This is a genomic window from Pseudidiomarina homiensis (assembly GCF_003987225.1).
GTDB lineage: Bacteria > Pseudomonadota > Gammaproteobacteria > Enterobacterales > Alteromonadaceae > Pseudidiomarina > Pseudidiomarina homiensis.
Window position 1 is genome coordinate 186,805 of the sequence record NZ_PIPX01000003.1, and the last position, 17,264, is coordinate 204,068.

Here is a 17,264-nt window from a genome sequence, read left to right on the forward strand (position 1 = left end):
AGCGTACTCCTTTTTGCTTACTGTTCGGGATAAAGCAGGGCTTCATTCACCGTCTGCGTGAGCGGGTGATAGCCAGGCTTGGCTTGCTGATAAACTTCGCGCGCCCATTTCAGATTGTCGGGCGTTTTCGCCAGCTCACGGTAGAGCGGGCTGACCAGTTTGTTACGGCCAATAGTAAGCAAGTAGTTACGCAAACGATCCCGCGCTGGTTCATAGTTTTTTACGATCGCTAACTTTAACCATGCGTGCGCAATCTCTGCGTTCTTGCTTTGCGTCAAGTTAAACTGCTCATCAAGCCGACGCATATTCACGCTGGAAATATCCAGCGGTAGGTTGTTAATGAAATGCAGCCATTCGTGCGTGGTCCACTCTTGTGTTGTTAACTGACCCCCTTTTAACCAACGTTGCATTTGCTTTTCAACTTCCGCAAACGCATTTGATGTCGGCTTGGGCGCATCTGCTGGTAAACCTGGCTCATGAATCCACTCATTGACCTGTTCCATCGACACGACGTTAGGGTTCTTGGCCAGTAAGTGACGCGCTAAATACGCTTTGAATTCGGCGGTTGAAATACTTTGGAAGGCGAAGTCATCGAAGTACTGACGCAAGAAGTTATCAAACGTCTCACGACCAAACTTGTTTTCGAGATACACCAAGAACAGTTGGCCTTTTACATACGGGACCTGCGAAAACACATCATCAGGGTGACGTGTACCCAATTCGAGGTTGAGTACTGTGTCTTTCGACGCCAAGCGTTCCATATTGTCGAGCAGGTCTTGGTAGCCTAGCGCCAATTCCATTTGCGCACGGCGTTCACCGAATAGCGACTCCATAATGCGATTCTCAACATAACTGGTGAAGCCTTCGTTAAGCCACAGATCGCGCCAGCTGGCATTGGTCACGAGGTTGCCCGACCATGAATGCGCTAATTCGTGGGCGATAAGGTTAATCAAGGTGCGGTCGCCGGACACCACCGTTGGCGTAATGAACGATAACCGTGGATTTTCCATGCCGCCAAATGGGAAACTCGGTGGCAACACCAGCAAATCATAACGATCCCAACGATAAGGCCCATACATTTCTTCAGTAGCGGTGATCATCGCTGGGGTATCTGCCCATTCCCAAGCAGCGTCATCAATGATGTACGGTTCAGCAAAAACTGCGACATTGTCGCTGATCTCTTTCACCACTAACTCGCCCGCAGCGATAGCAATCAGGTACGGCGGGATCGGCTGCGGCATGCTAAACGAATAATTGCCATCAAGCTCCGGATCGAGACTATTATCAGCACTCATCACCGCCAACATGCCGGCCGGAGTGCGAACGGTTGCATCATAGGTTAAACGCAACGCTGGCGTGTCTTGAATCGGAATCCAACTGCGCGCATGAATCGGCTGCGATTGACTGAACATAAACGGAAACTTGCCACTTTGGGTCTGTTCGGGACTCAACCATTGCAGGCCACTGGCGGTGGGAGCAGTCGCATAGTGAATGCGCAGTTTGTCCGTTGCTTCACCAATGCTTACTGTTAACTCTTGCCCTAAAGTTTCATGGGGTTCGGCGAGTTCAAAACTGGTTTCTTGCCACGCATTATCTTGCCAAATTTCTGCTTTGCTGATGGTCAGCTCACGCGTGTCCATGTGCACGGTGGTTGCATCGTTACTTTTGCGCACTAAATCGTAGGTCGCGGTACCGCGTAGTTGTTTCGCCTCAAAATCAACGGTCAAATCAAGTTCCAGATGAGGTGTTGTCACTTCCTGCAATTTTGCATAGCTATGTGCATCTTCAGCCCATGCACTTTGGCTACTGGCGGCGGCCATGACTGTTGCCGCATACGCCCACTGTTTTAGGTTGTACTTTGTCGCCATGTTGGGTTTCCTTCTGATAAGATGATGACGTTAGTTAATTAGGATCATGTTATGCGAGTACCGCGAATTTATCACCCTTTGCTTGACGCTTTACCCGAAAATAGTGAACAACCGAGCTTAGCAGAGGGTCAAGTCTTCGCTTTAGGCGATGAAGCAGCCAACCATGTCGGTCGTGTGTTACGCATGACTGCAGGCCAAGCGCTCGAGGTCTTTACCGGCGACGGCTACGATTACAGCGCCGAGATTGTCAGCGCCAGCAAGAAAAACGTCGAGGTTCGCATCACTGGCTTGCAATTCAATCAAAGCGAATCACCCATTAAGATTCATTTGGGCCAGGGCATTTCGCGCGGTGATCGTATGGACTTTGTCTTGCAAAAGTCTGTCGAACTAGGGGTGCATAGCATCACGCCCTTATTTACCGAACGTTGCGGCGTTAAGCTCAGTGGTGAGCGACTCGAAAAAAAGCGCCAGCAGTGGCAAAAAATCGTGGTTAGTGCTTGCGAACAAAGTGGCCGAGCTGTGGTACCCAAGGTGCATCCACCTGTTTCACTCGCACAGTGGCTACAAGACTTACCGCAAGCGCTGCGCTTGACGCTCGACCCGCAAGCCCCAAAGGCATTGCGTGAACAACAACTTAGCAACGACCTTGTGCAGTTACTCATTGGCCCGGAGGGCGGTCTAACCGATGCCGAAGTCGCAACTGCGGCGGCCGCCGAATTCCAAGCCGTGCAACTAGGTCCTCGCGTGTTACGCACTGAAACCGCTGCGTTAACAGCGTTATCCGTCGTGCAATATCAATTCGGCGATCTCGCCGGCAGCGCAAACTAATTTACTCAGGAGCTCAACCATGAAGTTAGCTATGATTATGGACCCTATCGCGAGCGTGAAAACCTACAAGGATACGAGCTTCCGTCTGTTACTCGAAGCCCAAGCGCGAGGTTACGAATGCCATTACCTCGAGATGCACGATTTGTCATTGGTACAAGGGCAACCCATGGCGCGCAGTCGCACGGTCAAAGTGGTCGATCAACCTGACGACTTTTATCAGCTTGGTGAGGTTGTTGAGCAGCCGTTGGCTGATTTCGATGTGATCATGATGCGCAAGGATCCGCCGTTTGATACCGAATATGTCTACGCGACCTACATGTTAGAATTGGCCGAGCAAGCTGGTGCGTTGGTCGTCAACAAGCCGCAAAGCTTACGCGACTGCAATGAAAAGTTATTTACCGCTTGGTTCGCTGACCTGACACCACCGACCATCGTTACCCGTCGTGCCGAGCAAATTAGAGCGTTTCATCAAGAACACCAAGACATTATCTTGAAACCGCTCGATGGGATGGGTGGCGCATCGATTTTTCGTGTTGGTGCGGACGGCAACAACCTCGGTGTCATTATCGAAACCCTGACTGCCCACGGTACCCGCTATGCCATGATTCAGCGCTACATGCCGGAGATCAAAGACGGCGATAAACGTATTCTGATTATCGACGGTGAACCCATGCCCTACTCACTCGCACGCGTTCCTTCGGCTGGTGAAACCCGCGGTAACCTAGCCGCTGGTGGCAGCGGTCGACCGCAACCGCTCAGCGATAGCGACTGGGAATTGGCCCGTCGTGTTGGTCCTGAACTAAAGCGTCGAGGCTTGTTCTTGGTAGGCTTGGACGTGATTGGCGACCGCATCACCGAAATAAATGTGACCAGCCCCACTTGTATGCGCGAGATCGAAGCCGCATATGACATTAATATAGCTGGACAACTTTTTAGCGCCATTGAAGCGCGTAAAAAAGCTTAATGCGCTAAGGCTGAGAGGTTTATGGAAGCACTGACGAATTTACAGAATCACTTTTTAATTGCCATGCCTGATATGGAAGATCCGTTTTTCCATCGCTCGGTCACCTATATTTGTGAACACAATGAAGAAGGTGCCATGGGGTTAGTGATCAACCAACCGATTGAGTTGAATGTTGCCAAAGTCCTCGAGCAACTTGAAATCGTCGTGCCTGAACAGTCCGTCATGTTCGACAAACCAGTGTTTGCCGGCGGTCCGTTGGCCCGTGACCGTGGCTTTGTGTTGCACGGCTCTAGCAACGATTGGAACAGCTCTGCGCACATTAGTGATGACATCATGATCACCACTTCCAAAGACATCCTTGAAGCCATGGGACGTAACCAAGCTCCCGAGAACTTTATTTTGACCCTCGGCTACGCGGGTTGGGAAGCAGGGCAACTTGAACGTGAATTGGCCGACAACAGCTGGCTGACCATTCCTGCGGACCCAGATATCTTGTTCCACACGCCAAGTAGTGAGCGTTGGCAGCGCGCCACTGAGAAGCTTGGTTTTCACGCTTGGCAACTTGGTCCGGGGGCTGGGCACGCATGAGCCAACTGCTGGGCTTTGACTTCGGTACCCACAACATCGGCGTTGCGGTTGGCCAAACTGTTACCGGCACCGCCTCGCCATTACCAGCATTAAAAGCTAAGGATGGTCAACCCGACTGGGTGAAGGTCGAGAAAATCATCGCCGAGTGGCAACCTAAGCTGTTGGTCGTTGGCCTGCCCTTGAACATGGATGGTAGTGAGCAACCACTTACTGATTTAGCCAGAAAGTTCGCTAACCGCCTGCACGGCCGTTTTGGCTTGCCGATAGAGCTGCAAGATGAACGCTTGACCACGGTCGCAGCGAAAGAGGAGTTGTTCGCTCGCGGCGGCTACCGCGAGCTGAGTAAGGACAAGATCGATAGCGCTGCAGCGCAATTGATCCTCGAAGACTATCTGGCCAACCTCTAAGCCATCGATTTACAAATTTTCTTCCGCGTATTGTGCCAAGTTACTGCGCACCACACCGTTTAAGTTGACGGTAGCACTGCCCGGATAATCTTTAAAACGCTCGACGATATAGGTCAGGCCTGAAGTTACCGCTGTCAAATAATAACTATCAATCTGCGCCAAGTTACCGGAACAAATAATCTTCGTGCCGGTGCCACAACGGGTAATTATTGTTTTCAGTTGCGAGGCAGTAAGGTTCTGCGACTCATCAAGCAAGACAATAGCGTTTTGAATACTACGACCGCGCATAAAGTTCAGTGACTTAAACTGAATATTCGCCTTATTCATGATGTAGTTGAGACTCGAATCCATGCTTTCATCATGTTTATGGAGCACTTCTAACGAGTCGGTAATGGCCGCCAGCCATGGCGCCATTTTTTCCTCTTCGGTGCCCGGCAAATAACCGATCGACTCAGCGATTTCAGGCGTGTTCCGCGTAACAATAATCTTTTCGTAAATACCTTGTTCAATCACCAGCTCTAGCGCTGATGCCAGTGCCAACAGGGTTTTACCACTACCTGCAGGCCCCGTGAGAATCACCAAATCGATACTCGGGTCGAGCAAGGCATTCATGGCCATTGCTTGATAAATATTCTTTGGATGAATCCCCCATGCGTGGTAACTCATCATGCGTTCGAAACCTAAGTCGTGTATCCGCACATGTTCGCTATCGTAGCCCACCACTTTGGCAGCAAAATGCTCTGTTTCATCAATCAGATACTGATTACGGAACACCGTCGGCAACACGGCACGTTCAACTTCATGAAAGGTCTCTCGGCCTTCTTGCACACTCGTCACTTCGCCAACGTTTTGCCAGAAATCGCCTTCTAACTCGACGAAGCCTTTTGACAAAAAGCGAATATCATCGATCAATTGGTCAGTGCGATAGTCCTCGACAAACTTGATGCCAGCACCTTTCGCCTTCAAACGCATGTTGATGTCTTTTGTCACCAACACCACTTTGGTCTGGCTATGCTTCTTTTGTAACTCAAGCGCTGCTTGAATAATACGGTGGTCGTTTTCCGACAAGTTCAGCACCGAATCGGTTTGCTTTAATTGGTAGTCAGGAAAGATTGCTAACGTACCTTCAGCATGGTGCGCACCCTGCATACGACTTAAGGGCACACCGGCCAAAATTTCCTCCGGACTCGCGTCTTTCAATGCATCTTCGAGCGAGCGAATGGCTACACGCGCTTCGCGGCTTACATCTTTATGACGATCTTTTATATTGTCGAGCTCTTCTAGCACGACCATGGGAATGACGACGTTGTGTTCTTCAAAATTCAGGAAAGCGAGGGGTTCATGGAGTAAGATGTTGGTGTCTAACAGATAATATTTGGGCGTTGTTTCTGTCATGCGCAACCTCAAGCAGCAGGAATGTTTAATTATAATTTTTGCGTGCCAAGCAACTTTAAGACTAGCGCAGATTTCATGAAAATGATGTGAAGAATGAAAAAAATTTCGCTACCATGTGCGCCCTTTTGCAAGTCGCAGTTAGTAGAGGAAGTTTGCATGACCCAAAGCACGGTACAAGATCCTGCACAAGCGTTTGTTGCTGGCCAGCGTTGGCTTAGCGAAACCGAACTCGAGCAAGGACTCGGCCTGATCACTCAGGTCAATGGCCGCATGCTAACTGTGCTGTTTCCCGCGACCGGGGAGCTGCGTCACTACGCTAGCCAACAGGCACCCTTGGCCCGTTACCAATTACTGCCCGACGATCGCGGTCAGCATGCTGACGGCTGGTGGTTCCGTGTCACTGAGATCAGCGTAAGCAATCATATTGTCACTTATCACGGACTGCGCGAAGACACTGCTGAAGAGGTCACGCTACCCGAGGCACAATTGGCCGCCCAGGTTGCCACCCAGCATCCGCTCACACGCATTCTTGCTGGCAAGACCGACCGCCTTGATATGTATCGCCTGCGCCAACAAGCGCAGCAACACCTGCAGCGTTGGCAGCAAAGTAAAGTCAGCGGCTTACTCGGTGCCCGAGCACAACTGCTTCCGCATCAACTCTATATTGCCTACACCGTTGCCGATCGTTTTCAACCACGCGTGTTACTGGCCGATGAAGTGGGGCTTGGCAAAACGATTGAAGCAGGCATGATCTTGCAACGCCGTTTATTAACCGGTCGCAGCCAACGTGCACTGATCATTGTCCCTGATAGCCTATGCCATCAGTGGTTAGTTGAGCTGAAACGACGCTTCGCGTTGGCCTTCAGCCTATTTGATAAGGAACGTTGCGACACCTTAAGTGACGACCACGAGAATGTGTTCGCCGCCGAGCAACTCATCCTACTACCACAAAGCTTACTCGATGACGCACAATGGTTGACGCAATTGCTCACCGCCGACTTTGATCTGCTGATTGTCGATGAAGCGCACCGCGTCGAACCCGAATCAGATCACTTTATCCAACTGCAGCAACTCACCGCGGCAATTGGTAGTGTTCTGCTACTAACAGCAACACCGGAACAAGCAGGCATGACTGCACACTTTGCGCGCCTGCAGTTACTCGACCCCGACCGTTTTCATGATTTCGAAGCGTTTCTTCGCGAGCAAGAAAACTATCAAGCACTCTCGCCAATGGCGGAAGTCCTTGCTAAACATGGTGCGGAAAAACTCCTCGACCGCGTGCTTGACTTCTATGGCACTGGCCGGCTGATGTTCCGCAACAGTCGCGCCCATATCGGCGGGTTCCCAGAACGCCAGTTACACACCTACGAATTGACCGAGCTCGAGCTCGAAGGCGCGGATACTTTTACTGGTAAAGCACACTGGTTACGCCAATTACTGCAACAACACAAAAACGAAAAAGTCGTGTTAATTTGTGGTTCGTCACTGACCGTACAAGAGCTCTACGATTATTTACGTATCGAGCATGGCATTCACGCTGCGGTGTTCCATGAGGGCATGACGCTGTTAGAACGTGACCGCGCCGCCGAATTTTTTGCCAGCCCTGAAGAAGGTTGTCCGATTCTATTGTGTTCCGAAATCGGCAGCGAAGGGCGCAACTTCCAGTTTGCCCAGCACTTGGTGTTGTTTGATTTACCGACGCATCCCGACTTGCTCGAGCAACGTATTGGCCGCCTGGACCGAATTGGGCAAAGCGCTACCGTACACATCCACGTCCCCGTAGTGCTCGGCACCCGTGATGACCTTTTACTGCAGTGGTACGAAGCCATGCAAGCATTTGCGCAACCCAATGCAGTCGGATCACTTATCTATGACGCTTATGCCAACGAGCTGGCTCGTTTTATCAACGCCGCTGACACTGATGAAGATGATGACGCTGACGCCTTTGACGCATTACTGAACGCTACTGCACAACGCGCGGCGGAGTTGCGCGAAAGTATTGGCAATGGTCGCGACAAGTTGCAAGAACTGAATGCATTTCGTCCGCAGCAAGCGCAAGCCATTGTCGCTGAAGTTGCCGCTCATGAGCGCAGCGCTGAGCTCGCCGCCTTTATGCAAGAGTTTTGGGCGCGCTTCGGGGTTGATTACGATGCCCTTAACGATAACAGCGGTTGGTTACGGCCAACGGAGCATATGCGCGTGACCTTGCCAGGACTACCCGATGAAGGCATCACTGTGACCTTTTCCCGCGACTATGCCTTGGCACATGAACACGTCGAGTTCCTCACATGGGATCATCCACAAGTGCAACATGCACTCGAGCTTTTGACACGTGACAGCTATGGTTCAACCTGTGTCGCATTGATGCAAAACCGCGCCTTACCGGCTGGAGCTTGGTTTGTGGAGCTCAATTTCAGCAGCCAGCTTACCACTGCTGCGCGTCTGGTTGCGCAAGAGTTTTACCCGCAACAAAGCTTGCGCGTGCTGTTAGATAGCCAAGGTCGTGATTTAACCACGCGTGTTGCTGCTGGAGCCCTTGATCAGCAATTACAATTTATCGATAAAAAGCAAGCGCGACAGCTTATGCAGCAATTACGCCAGCAGCTACAGCAGCACATTAAGGCGGCATGGGAGCCAGCTGAACAGCAACAGCAGCAACGTGTTGTTCAAGCACAACAGCAACTCACGCAGACCATGCAAGCTGCCCAGCAACGGTTACAAGAACTGAAACAGCGCAACCCAGCGGTACGGCAAGCTGAAGTTGATGCACTGACCGAGCGTGAACAGCAACTGCAACAGGCACTCAAACAGCCGCTGTTACAGCTTGATAGTGTGCGCGTTATGGTGAACATGCCCGCATGACACTACTTCATTATGCGCCACCTACCGACCCATACTTGACACTGGTGCATCAGGATGACGCCTTGGTGGTGGTGAATAAACCCGCGGGACTACTTAGTGTGCCAGGGAAAGATCCTGCCCACCGCGATTCAGTTTGGGCTCGTGTCACACGGGTGTTCCCAGATGCGCGTATTGTGCATCGGTTGGACATGGCGACCTCAGGCTTGCTGGTGTTGGCGCTTGGTAAGCAGGCACAAGCGCATCTGCAGCGCCAGTTTGAACGGCGGGTGGTACGCAAATACTACCGCGCAAAAGTGGCCGGGCAGCTACCGGCACAACGTGGCAGTATTGAGCTCGCCATGCGCTGCGACTGGCCCAATCGCCCGCGACAGATGATCGATCTGATCGAAGGCCGCCATGCGCAAACCCGTTATCAAGTGGTGAGCTATCAAGATGGGGTAAGCGAAGTACTGTTATTCCCGGTAACAGGCCGGTCACATCAATTACGGGTACACATGCAAGTGCTCGGCACACCTATTTTAGGTGACAAGTTTTACGCTGACGCTGAGGCTTATGCCGCAGCGCCACGCTTACTCCTACATGCCGAGGAGATTGGGTTCTCGCATCCGCACACCGAACAGCCCATTAACTTTCACTGCCCTGCTGACTTTTAATCAGCTCGTAGGCGGCTTGAATTTCTTGCGCTTTTTCCTGCGCTGACTCACGCATTTCAGGCGGCAAGCCTTGCGCTGCTAATTTGTCGGGGTGATGTTTTGCCATCAGTTTGCGATAGGCTTTTTTAACCTCAGCAAAACTTGCTTGGCGGGTAACCCCTAAAATGGCATAGGCATCGTCTAAGCGTTCACCTGGGCTCTGGCTTGGGCCACTGCCTTGATAGCCAGCTCCGCCGCCTTGCCCGCCACGAAAACGCTGGCCCGCTTGCGCCATTTGTAGCCACAAATCCAGTTGCGCTCGGCGAAATCCTAATGCTTGCGTCACGCGCAACAACACATCGTATTCCGCCTGCTCAAGTTTACCGTCGTGCAAGGCCACCACTAAAATTTGTTCCACAAAGATTTGCAACAGATCTTTGCGCCAGCCCACTTGTCGACGAAACGCCGAGACTTTGGTCACCAACGGATAATCCGCTTTTTTACCCTCGCGAAAAGCTTCTTGCGCCTGTGCCTGAGCTGACTCGTTAAGTTTCAAATGTTGCATCAACGCCGAAACATAGTTGATGTCTTGCTCTGTTACGCGGCCCTTGGACTTGGCTAAATGCCCCAGCACTGCAAACAAGGTGTCGATGAAGGACTTCTGCATTGCTGCGCCACCACCTTGACGCATATTTTGCTCAAGCGCTTTGTCAAACCAGTGACCGATCAGAACGCCCAGAAAAATACCTGGCCAACGCAACAACAGGTAGCCGAAAAATCCACCCAGCACTTTACCCCAAACCATGTCTACTCCTTCGCCTTAAAACAAACTCAACTGCTCGTCTGTAACTACTCACTTTGGGCAAAAGCGGGCATAACGCGCTCGACCAAAAATGCACGAAAATCGTCAAACTCCGCGTAAATCGCTGCAACATCGTGAAGATAAGCCAAATTTCGCGGAATATCTTGTAAATAACCGGGGTTGCCATCACGCTCATAACGACGCGCAAAAAGGCCACTAACGTAGCAATGGCGTTGCATCCCCATCCAATCAAACCAGCGTTGCCAGGTCGCCTGATCAACGTTGAGATCACTGCGCGTCTGGCGCAGATATAAATAGCAATCATCGGCAAGTTGCTGAACCTTGGTCTGCGGCCAGCGCACATAACAATCGCGCAGCAAACTTACCGCATCGTAGGTGATCGGTCCAACGGCGGCATCGTGAAAGCCGGTAAAAGCGAGTTCGCCTTCACCTTGCACCAAAATATTGCGCGCATGCAGCTTCCGATGCACACCAACCTGCGGCTGCTCCAGCGCATTGCTCACCATGCGCTCACAAAAATCTTGCCACAATGCTTGCTCTGCTGCCGTGAGTTGTAACTGCAAATGTTCTTTGAGCAGCCATTGCTCCATGAGTTCCAACTCGGCTCGAAGTTCTCGTTCAGCAAAAGTCGGTAATGGCCCCTCTTCTGTCATTTGCACCTGCATGATTTTTGCCAGTTGCGGATACACTTGGGAATACCACGAAACCATCGTGGGTTCACTAAGATGGCTTAACAGCAGACTAGAACCTAAATCTGTCATTAACATAAAGCCGCGTTGCTCGTGAACAGCAACTAACTCAGGCACGAATACCCCGTGCTGACTGTAACTGTCAGCCACAGCGCTATAATTACGCAGCGCTTGTTCGGTATTTTGGGTATCTACCGCAATAAAGCTACGTACACCATCCGTCACGCGATAATAACGCCACGGTCGTGCATCACCAAAAACTGGCTGCAAATCCTGCTGAGCTTGACCCGTTACCGATTCGCACCAAGCTTGCAATTGCACTTCTCGCTTATTTTCCACGCTATTTCCTCGTTCACAAATGGCAGGCTTAGTTATTTTGCTTTATCATACCTTCCACATTAGAAAGGACAACGTTGAGTCAGCTATCGCATGCATTACATTACCAAAGGAGCCTGCTTGGGCTTAAGTTTCGCGCTAACTGTTGGTTTTTCCAGCGGCGCGACAGCTCAAGACAACACAGACTTTTTGCAACAATGCCCCGTGCGAGCGCCGCTGTTTGTCACCACCGACTTAGATCCCATTGATGAATTGGCCCCCGAAGCCATTGGCGTGCGTGCAGATGCAGCTGACATCGACTCTGAGACAACTTTGGCATCTTTTACCGGTAACGTACAAGTTCAACTTAATCAGCAATTCTTATTGACCGAACAGGCGACAGTGAATCAACAGTCGGGCAATATCAATGCGAGCGGTGCAACCCAATTTACCGACGGCTACGTGCAAGTCAGTAGTGATAACTTTCGGCTGAACTCAGGCGATAACCGTGCCTACCTAGCCGGTGCCAAATACCAGCTACGCGACACCGGTGCTCACGGTACCGCTGAGCTGCTTTCGATTTCACCAGAACAAGTTCTGCTGGCTGGATCAACCTTCACCACCTGTCCAACCGATCAACCAGCATGGCAACTGAGTGCCGACGAGATCAGTTTAAGTGAGGACGAAGCGTGGGGTGAAGCATGGCATGCGAAATTCGAACTCTTTGGTGTGCCCGTTCTGTACGTCCCTTACATCAACTTCCCGATTACCGATGAGCGTAAGTCTGGCTTTTTATTTCCAACCGTACGCTCCTCGCAAAAAAACGGCTTCGAATTTGAAATTCCTTACTACATTAATATTGCGCCTAACCAAGATGCAACGATTACACCGCGGTACATGGCGGAACGCGGGTTGCAATTACAAGGTGAATACCGCGCACTCACTGAAGGTGGTTCTGGGCAAATCAACGTTGCTTACCTCGACAACGACGATAGTTTAGCGAACGACGATTCACGCTATCTTTGGCGCGTCGAACATCAACAGCGTTGGAGTCCAAGTTGGCGCTCGTACGTTAATATTCTCGACACCAGTGATGATGATTACTTAAACGACTTTGGCAGCGAGTTTGCTGGCCGCGCCGACGCACAACTCTATCGCCACGCGCGGGTTGATTATCATAGCGAGCATGCGCAGGTAATGCTCCGTGCGGAAGATTTCGAGATCTTGGGTGACTATCGTTCACCGTACCGCACGGCTCCACAATTAACGACGTTATTTGATTGGCAGACCTTAAGTGCGCTTGAACTCAATTTGTTTTCCGAACTTACCCATTTTCGTAATCAAGACAATAGCAACGACTACGCCACTAGATTCCATATTGAGCCTGCAGTAAAACTTGCCTTCGAAGAGCCAGCTTACGACTTCCTCAGCGAGTTACGCTACAGCTACAGCTATTACGACCAAGCTGCAATTAGTACCCAAGATAATCCGATGCTGAGTGAAAATCCGTCGCGCACCGTGCCGCAGTTCCGCATCCGCGGACGCTTGAACCTAGAACGTGATTTTGCCTGGGGTGATGCCAGCTACCAACAAGTGTTGCAGCCACAAATTCAATACCTGTACGTGCCTTACCGTGATCAGTCGGCTATTGGTATCTACGATTCAACGCTGATGCAGGACGACTACCAAGGTCTGTTCCGCGCGCGGCGCTTTTCGGGCCTCGACCGTATCGCCGATGCCAATCAAATTACAGTTGGTGCTTCAACCAGCATCTTTAACGAAAATGCCCGTGAATTGCTGCGCTTTAGTGCGGGGCAAATCTACTACTTTGATGACAGCCAAGTCAGTTTATTTGGGGAAGAGAGTCAAATTGCTAACGACCGCTCAGACTTAGCTTTTGAAACACGTTTTCGTTTCAACAATCGGTTGTATTTGAACGCTGCCATGCAATACGACATGGAGCAAAATAATACCCGCAAAAGTCAGACTGCGGTTGAGTACCGCGTCGATGAGCGTAACCTCATTCAGTTTAGTCACCGGCAAGTTACAAATATTCTTAACGACGATATCGAACAATTAGGCCTGCAAGCGGTCTACCAAGTGAAAGCCAATTGGCAAGTGGCCAGCAACTGGTTTTATGATCTTGAACAGAAACGTACCAACGACGCACTTCTTGCGTTACAGTACAACGATTGTTGTTGGGCGATACGCGTCAGTGCTTATCGACGTATCAACCGAAATTTAGAATTACAAGCAACTGACCCGATGAATCAGCAACCAGAATTTGATAACGGCGTCAGTGTACAATTTATTATTAAGGGGTTAGGGTCCGATAACAGTAATTTATTCGACCTCATTGAGCAGAGTCTGTTCGGTTATCGCCACCCGTTTTACTTAAGCAACTAGGTAGTTTTCATGATTAAGATGTTGAAAATAGTGAGCATTGCGTGGCTTACCCTCGCAAGTTTAACCATTCCGTTACAAGCCAATGAAGTGCTCGATCGTGTTGCCGTCATCGTTAACGATGGCGTCATTCTGCAAAGCGAAGTCGACACTATGCTCGTGCAAATTAAGCGTAACGCCGCCGAGCAGGATATTAAATTACCCAGTGATGATGTTTTACGAGTGCAAGCAATCGACCGCCTCGTCTTACAAGAAATTCAACTCCAAATCGCGCGCCGTAATGGTATCGAAGTAAGCGATGCGCAACTTGAGCAGACTATTGCCAGCATCGCTCGCGAAGCAGGTATCACCGTCGAAGGGTTACGTGCCGAAATCACCGGCCTTGGTTCAACGTGGCAAGGTTATCGCGAATCGATTCGACGCGAGATGATCATTGGTGAACTGCAGCGTAATGCAGTTCGCGATCGGGTTTACATTTCGCCACAAGAAATCGCCAACTTAACGAAGATGATGGAAGAAATGTCCAGCAATGAAGTTGAGTATCGCTTGAGCCATATTCTTATTGGCCTGCGTGACGGCAGCAGCAGTGCCGAAGTGCAAACCGCGCGAGAACGTGCTGAAAACGTTTTGCAATCATTACAAGATGGCCGCGATTTTGCCGAAACCGCGATCAGTTCTTCGGCAGGTTCACGAGCATTAGAAGGCGGTGACCTGGGCTGGATGAATATTAACGCCATGCCGACGCTCTTCGCTGAAGCCGTTCGTGACAAACGCAAGGGTGACCTCATTGGTCCGATCAAAAGTGGCGTTGGCTTTCACATTCTGCAAGTCGCCGATACCCGCGGTATTGAAACCGTCGAAATTGAAGAAGTGAAGGCGCGCCATATCTTATTGCGTCCTTCGGTAATTCTTTCTGACAAACGCGCCAAAGAGCAGCTAAACGAATTCCGCCAACAAATTATCGCTGGCGAAGCGGAGTTTTCCGACTTAGCGCTCGAGCACTCTGACGATACCGGTTCAGCAAGCCAAGGCGGTGACTTAGGCTGGAATGACCCTAGCGTTTTCGATGATGCCTTTAAGCAAGCTGTGGAAAACGCAGAGCTCGGTGAGATCAGTGAACCGTTCCGCTCGCAATTCGGCTGGCACATTGTTGAGGTGCTTGACCGCCGAGTACAGGATGCCACCGAGCGTAGTAAAGAAAACCGCGCATACCAGTTGCTGTACCGTCGTAAATACCAAGAAGAATTGGAAAACTGGCAGCAAGAAATGCGCGATCAAGCCTACATTGAAGAGGTCACTGAGTGACGCTAATGCGCATCGCCTACAGTACAGGTGAACCCGCCGGTATAGGTCCCGACATTGCTGTGCTGTTAGCACAGCAAACTTGGCCCTGCGAACTGGTGGTGTTGGGCGACAAGCAAGTACTCCAAGACCGAGCACAACAGCTCGGTCTTGCCGTTTCATTGGTCGCTTATGATGCACAGCGTGAGCCACAACAATGGCCGCAGGGCACCTTAGTGGTTGCACAACATGACACTGCAGTTGCGGTTACTGCCGGACAACTTCATCCAGCAAACAGCGGCTACGTCGTCGAACTACTCGAGCATGCTGGCCGCGGCTGTCTTGCGCAAGAGTTTGCCGCAGTGATGACTGGCCCAGTCCACAAAGGCATCATCAATGACGCTGGCATCTCCTTTAGTGGTCACACAGAATTTTTTGCCGAGTTAAGCAACACAGAGCAAGTCGTTATGATGCTTGCCACCCCTGGTCTGCGCGTGGCGCTAGTTACCACACACTTGCCATTGATACGCGTCGCCGAAACCATTCAGCGCCCTCTCGTTGAGCGAGTGTTGCGTATTGTGCATGACGATTTGCAACGCAAATTTGGCTGTGCCGAGCCGGAAATTTTAGTTTGTGGATTGAACCCTCATGCTGGCGAACAAGGCCACCTAGGACGTGAAGAAATAGAGCACATCACACCGGCACTCAACGCGTTACAGCAAGAGGGTATCAAGGTAAGCGGCCCGTGGCCTGCGGATACGGTTTTTCAGCCTCACTATATAGAAAATGCCGATGCGGTGGTCGCGATGTACCATGATCAGGGGCTGCCCGTGCTAAAATATCGAGGATTCGGTAACGCGGTGAACATCACCTTAGGGTTACCCTTTATTCGCACCTCAGTCGACCATGGCACCGCCCTAGACAAAGCCGGCAGCGGTGATATATCGATTGGCAGCGCCCAATACGCTTTGCAGACGGCCATCGACATGGCACTTCAGCAGCAACAGAATTGATGAGAATTACATGAGTAAAACCCACCTCGGTCATCGCGCCCGAAAACGTTTTGGACAAAATTTTCTTCACGACACCATGGTCATTGACGCCATTGTCGATGCCATAAATCCGCAAAACGATGAACAGTTAGTTGAGATTGGTCCTGGACTCGCAGCATTAACCGAGCCGGTAACCGAGCGCATCGACCACTTAACCGTAGTTGAGCTTGATCGCGACCTCGCCGACCGACTCGAACAGCACCCGTTCATACAACAGAAACTGACGGTCTATCGCGGCGACGCCTTGAAAACCGATTTTCGTCAGTTTCAAACCGACGAACGCAAACTGCGGGTGTTCGGTAACCTGCCGTATAACATTTCGACGCCAATCATTTTTCATCTTTTGGACCAACTCGACAGCATTCAAGACATGCATTTTATGCTGCAGAAAGAAGTGGTCGACCGCTTAGCCGCAGGGCCCGGCAGTAAAACCTATGGCCGGCTATCGGTGTCAGTCCAGCAAGCTTGTGCAGTGGAGCCAGTATTAACAGTGCCGTCAGGCGCTTTTACCCCGCCGCCGAAAGTTGAATCTGCGGTCGTGCGTTTAACCCCGTATACCGAACCGCCGCATCCTGTACACGACCGCAAAACCCTGCAGCAACTCTGTTTAGTGGCTTTTAACCAGCGCCGTAAAACGATTCGTAATAACCTCAAGCAACATATTCCGGCCGAGCAACTGGAACAACTGGGGATTGACCCTAGCGCACGTCCAGAAACCTTGAGCGTGGCCGACTACTGCCGCTTAGCGAACTGGTATTATGAACAGCAAGGAGACTTATGAGTACGATAGCAATTGACGTTAAGACCCATTACCTTGCCGCACAATCCGATCCGGACAAAGGCCAATATGTATTTGCCTATACCATCACCATCACCAACCAAGGTGAGCAATCGGTACAGCTCTTGAATCGCGCTTGGCGAATTACCGATGCGGACCACAAAATCACTCGAGTTGCTGGTGACGGCGTAGTCGGTGAACAACCGCACATCGCACCCGGCGAATCCTTCAGTTACACCAGCGGTACGGTGTTAGCGACCCCAATCGGCACCATGGAAGGTCATTACGGTATGGTCAATGCAGACGGCAGTAAATTCGAAGCGAAAATACCTTCGTTCCGGCTTGCCGTGCCGAATATTTTGCACTAATTCGGTAACGC

15 protein-coding genes are annotated in these 17,264 nt (G+C 50.9%); 11 read left to right on the forward strand and 4 right to left on the reverse strand.

All coding sequences use genetic code 11. The annotated features are described in order from the left end of the window. Positions 1 to 17 precede the first annotated feature (17 nt). The gene (locus CWI70_RS11755) at positions 18 to 1,868 is read right to left on the reverse strand and encodes a M1 family metallopeptidase (protein WP_126773972.1); all 1,851 of its coding nucleotides are present in this window, start codon (positions 1,866 to 1,868) and stop codon (positions 18 to 20) included. Positions 1,869 to 1,919: 51 nt separating this feature from the next. On the opposite strand from CWI70_RS11755, the gene CWI70_RS11760 reads away from it, so the two are divergent. Genes CWI70_RS11760 through ruvX form a run of 4 tightly spaced genes read left to right on the forward strand, consistent with a single transcriptional unit; the run spans position 1,920 to position 4,655 of the window. Then, positions 1,920 to 2,696 (forward strand): 16S rRNA (uracil(1498)-N(3))-methyltransferase, encoded by a 777-nt coding sequence (locus CWI70_RS11760; protein ID WP_126773974.1) that lies wholly within the window; start codon positions 1,920 to 1,922, stop codon positions 2,694 to 2,696. Positions 2,697 to 2,715: 19 nt separating this feature from the next. Next, the gene (gene gshB / locus CWI70_RS11765; protein WP_126773976.1) at positions 2,716 to 3,660 is read left to right on the forward strand and encodes a glutathione synthase; all 945 of its coding nucleotides are present in this window, start codon (positions 2,716 to 2,718) and stop codon (positions 3,658 to 3,660) included. A gap of 30 nt (positions 3,661 to 3,690) precedes the next feature. Continuing rightward, positions 3,691 to 4,248, forward strand: coding sequence for a YqgE/AlgH family protein (locus tag CWI70_RS11770; protein ID WP_126774067.1), 558 nt, complete (start codon positions 3,691 to 3,693; stop codon positions 4,246 to 4,248). Beyond that, positions 4,245 to 4,655 carry a Holliday junction resolvase RuvX gene (ruvX, locus tag CWI70_RS11775; RefSeq protein ID WP_126773978.1) on the forward strand — a complete coding sequence of 137 codons (411 nt, stop codon included), beginning with the start codon at positions 4,245 to 4,247 and terminating at the stop codon, positions 4,653 to 4,655. The genes CWI70_RS11770 and ruvX overlap by 4 nt, the downstream gene beginning before the upstream one ends. Positions 4,656 to 4,664: 9 nt before the next feature. Here ruvX and CWI70_RS11780 read toward each other — a convergent pair whose 3' ends face one another. Next, positions 4,665 to 6,050 (reverse strand): PhoH family protein, encoded by a 1,386-nt coding sequence (locus tag CWI70_RS11780; RefSeq protein WP_126773980.1) that lies wholly within the window; start codon positions 6,048 to 6,050, stop codon positions 4,665 to 4,667. 156 nt (positions 6,051 to 6,206) lie between these two features. On the opposite strand from CWI70_RS11780, the gene CWI70_RS11785 reads away from it, so the two are divergent. Next, positions 6,207 to 8,912, forward strand: coding sequence for a helicase-related protein (locus CWI70_RS11785; RefSeq protein WP_126773982.1), 2,706 nt, complete (start codon positions 6,207 to 6,209; stop codon positions 8,910 to 8,912). Beyond that, complete coding sequence (locus CWI70_RS11790) at positions 8,909 to 9,565, forward strand: pseudouridine synthase (RefSeq protein WP_126773984.1); 657 nt, start codon at positions 8,909 to 8,911, stop codon at positions 9,563 to 9,565. Before CWI70_RS11785 ends, CWI70_RS11790 begins: the two co-directional genes overlap by 4 nt. On the opposite strand, the gene djlA is transcribed toward CWI70_RS11790, so the two are convergent. Together djlA and CWI70_RS11800 are read right to left on the reverse strand one after the other, a co-directional pair. Next, a complete protein-coding gene (gene djlA / locus CWI70_RS11795) occupies positions 9,537 to 10,349 on the reverse strand; it encodes a co-chaperone DjlA (protein WP_126773986.1) in 813 nt (270 codons plus the stop codon). The genes CWI70_RS11790 and djlA overlap by 29 nt on opposite strands. Before the next feature lie 44 nt (positions 10,350 to 10,393). Further along, the gene (locus tag CWI70_RS11800) at positions 10,394 to 11,395 is read right to left on the reverse strand and encodes an aminoglycoside phosphotransferase family protein (RefSeq protein ID WP_157980905.1); all 1,002 of its coding nucleotides are present in this window, start codon (positions 11,393 to 11,395) and stop codon (positions 10,394 to 10,396) included. 117 nt (positions 11,396 to 11,512) lie between these two features. On the opposite strand from CWI70_RS11800, the gene CWI70_RS11805 reads away from it, so the two are divergent. The 5 genes from CWI70_RS11805 to apaG are packed head-to-tail and all read left to right on the forward strand — an operon-like array spanning position 11,513 to position 17,253. Further along, positions 11,513 to 13,777 carry an LPS-assembly protein LptD gene (locus CWI70_RS11805; protein WP_198677704.1) on the forward strand — a complete coding sequence of 755 codons (2,265 nt, stop codon included), beginning with the start codon at positions 11,513 to 11,515 and terminating at the stop codon, positions 13,775 to 13,777. A 9-nt stretch (positions 13,778 to 13,786) separates the two neighbouring features. Then, positions 13,787 to 15,079 carry a peptidylprolyl isomerase SurA gene (surA, locus tag CWI70_RS11810; protein ID WP_309137190.1) on the forward strand — a complete coding sequence of 431 codons (1,293 nt, stop codon included), beginning with the start codon at positions 13,787 to 13,789 and terminating at the stop codon, positions 15,077 to 15,079. A gap of 5 nt (positions 15,080 to 15,084) precedes the next feature. Continuing rightward, a complete protein-coding gene (gene pdxA / locus CWI70_RS11815; protein ID WP_126774071.1) occupies positions 15,085 to 16,068 on the forward strand; it encodes a 4-hydroxythreonine-4-phosphate dehydrogenase PdxA in 984 nt (327 codons plus the stop codon). Positions 16,069 to 16,078: 10 nt separating this feature from the next. Next, the gene (gene rsmA / locus CWI70_RS11820; RefSeq protein WP_126773992.1) at positions 16,079 to 16,888 is read left to right on the forward strand and encodes a 16S rRNA (adenine(1518)-N(6)/adenine(1519)-N(6))-dimethyltransferase RsmA; all 810 of its coding nucleotides are present in this window, start codon (positions 16,079 to 16,081) and stop codon (positions 16,886 to 16,888) included. Continuing rightward, positions 16,885 to 17,253, forward strand: a complete 369-nt coding sequence (apaG, locus tag CWI70_RS11825; protein ID WP_126773994.1) for a Co2+/Mg2+ efflux protein ApaG — start codon at positions 16,885 to 16,887, stop codon at positions 17,251 to 17,253. Before rsmA ends, apaG begins: the two co-directional genes overlap by 4 nt. Positions 17,254 to 17,264: the final 11 nt, after the last annotated feature.

Coding starts and splice junctions, on each gene's coding strand:
- CWI70_RS11755 (WP_126773972.1), bottom strand. CDS start 1,868: ATGGCGACAAAGTACAACCTAAAACAGTGGGCGTATGCGGCAACAGTC.
- CWI70_RS11760 (WP_126773974.1), top strand. CDS start 1,920: ATGCGAGTACCGCGAATTTATCACCCTTTGCTTGACGCTTTACCCGAA.
- gshB (WP_126773976.1), top strand. CDS start 2,716: ATGAAGTTAGCTATGATTATGGACCCTATCGCGAGCGTGAAAACCTAC.
- ruvX (WP_126773978.1), top strand. CDS start 4,245: ATGAGCCAACTGCTGGGCTTTGACTTCGGTACCCACAACATCGGCGTT.
- CWI70_RS11780 (WP_126773980.1), bottom strand. CDS start 6,050: ATGACAGAAACAACGCCCAAATATTATCTGTTAGACACCAACATCTTA.
- CWI70_RS11785 (WP_126773982.1), top strand. CDS start 6,207: ATGACCCAAAGCACGGTACAAGATCCTGCACAAGCGTTTGTTGCTGGC.
- CWI70_RS11790 (WP_126773984.1), top strand. CDS start 8,909: ATGACACTACTTCATTATGCGCCACCTACCGACCCATACTTGACACTG.
- djlA (WP_126773986.1), bottom strand. CDS start 10,349: ATGGTTTGGGGTAAAGTGCTGGGTGGATTTTTCGGCTACCTGTTGTTG.
- surA (WP_309137190.1), top strand. CDS start 13,787: ATGATTAAGATGTTGAAAATAGTGAGCATTGCGTGGCTTACCCTCGCA.
- pdxA (WP_126774071.1), top strand. CDS start 15,085: ATGCGCATCGCCTACAGTACAGGTGAACCCGCCGGTATAGGTCCCGAC.
- rsmA (WP_126773992.1), top strand. CDS start 16,079: ATGAGTAAAACCCACCTCGGTCATCGCGCCCGAAAACGTTTTGGACAA.
- apaG (WP_126773994.1), top strand. CDS start 16,885: ATGAGTACGATAGCAATTGACGTTAAGACCCATTACCTTGCCGCACAA.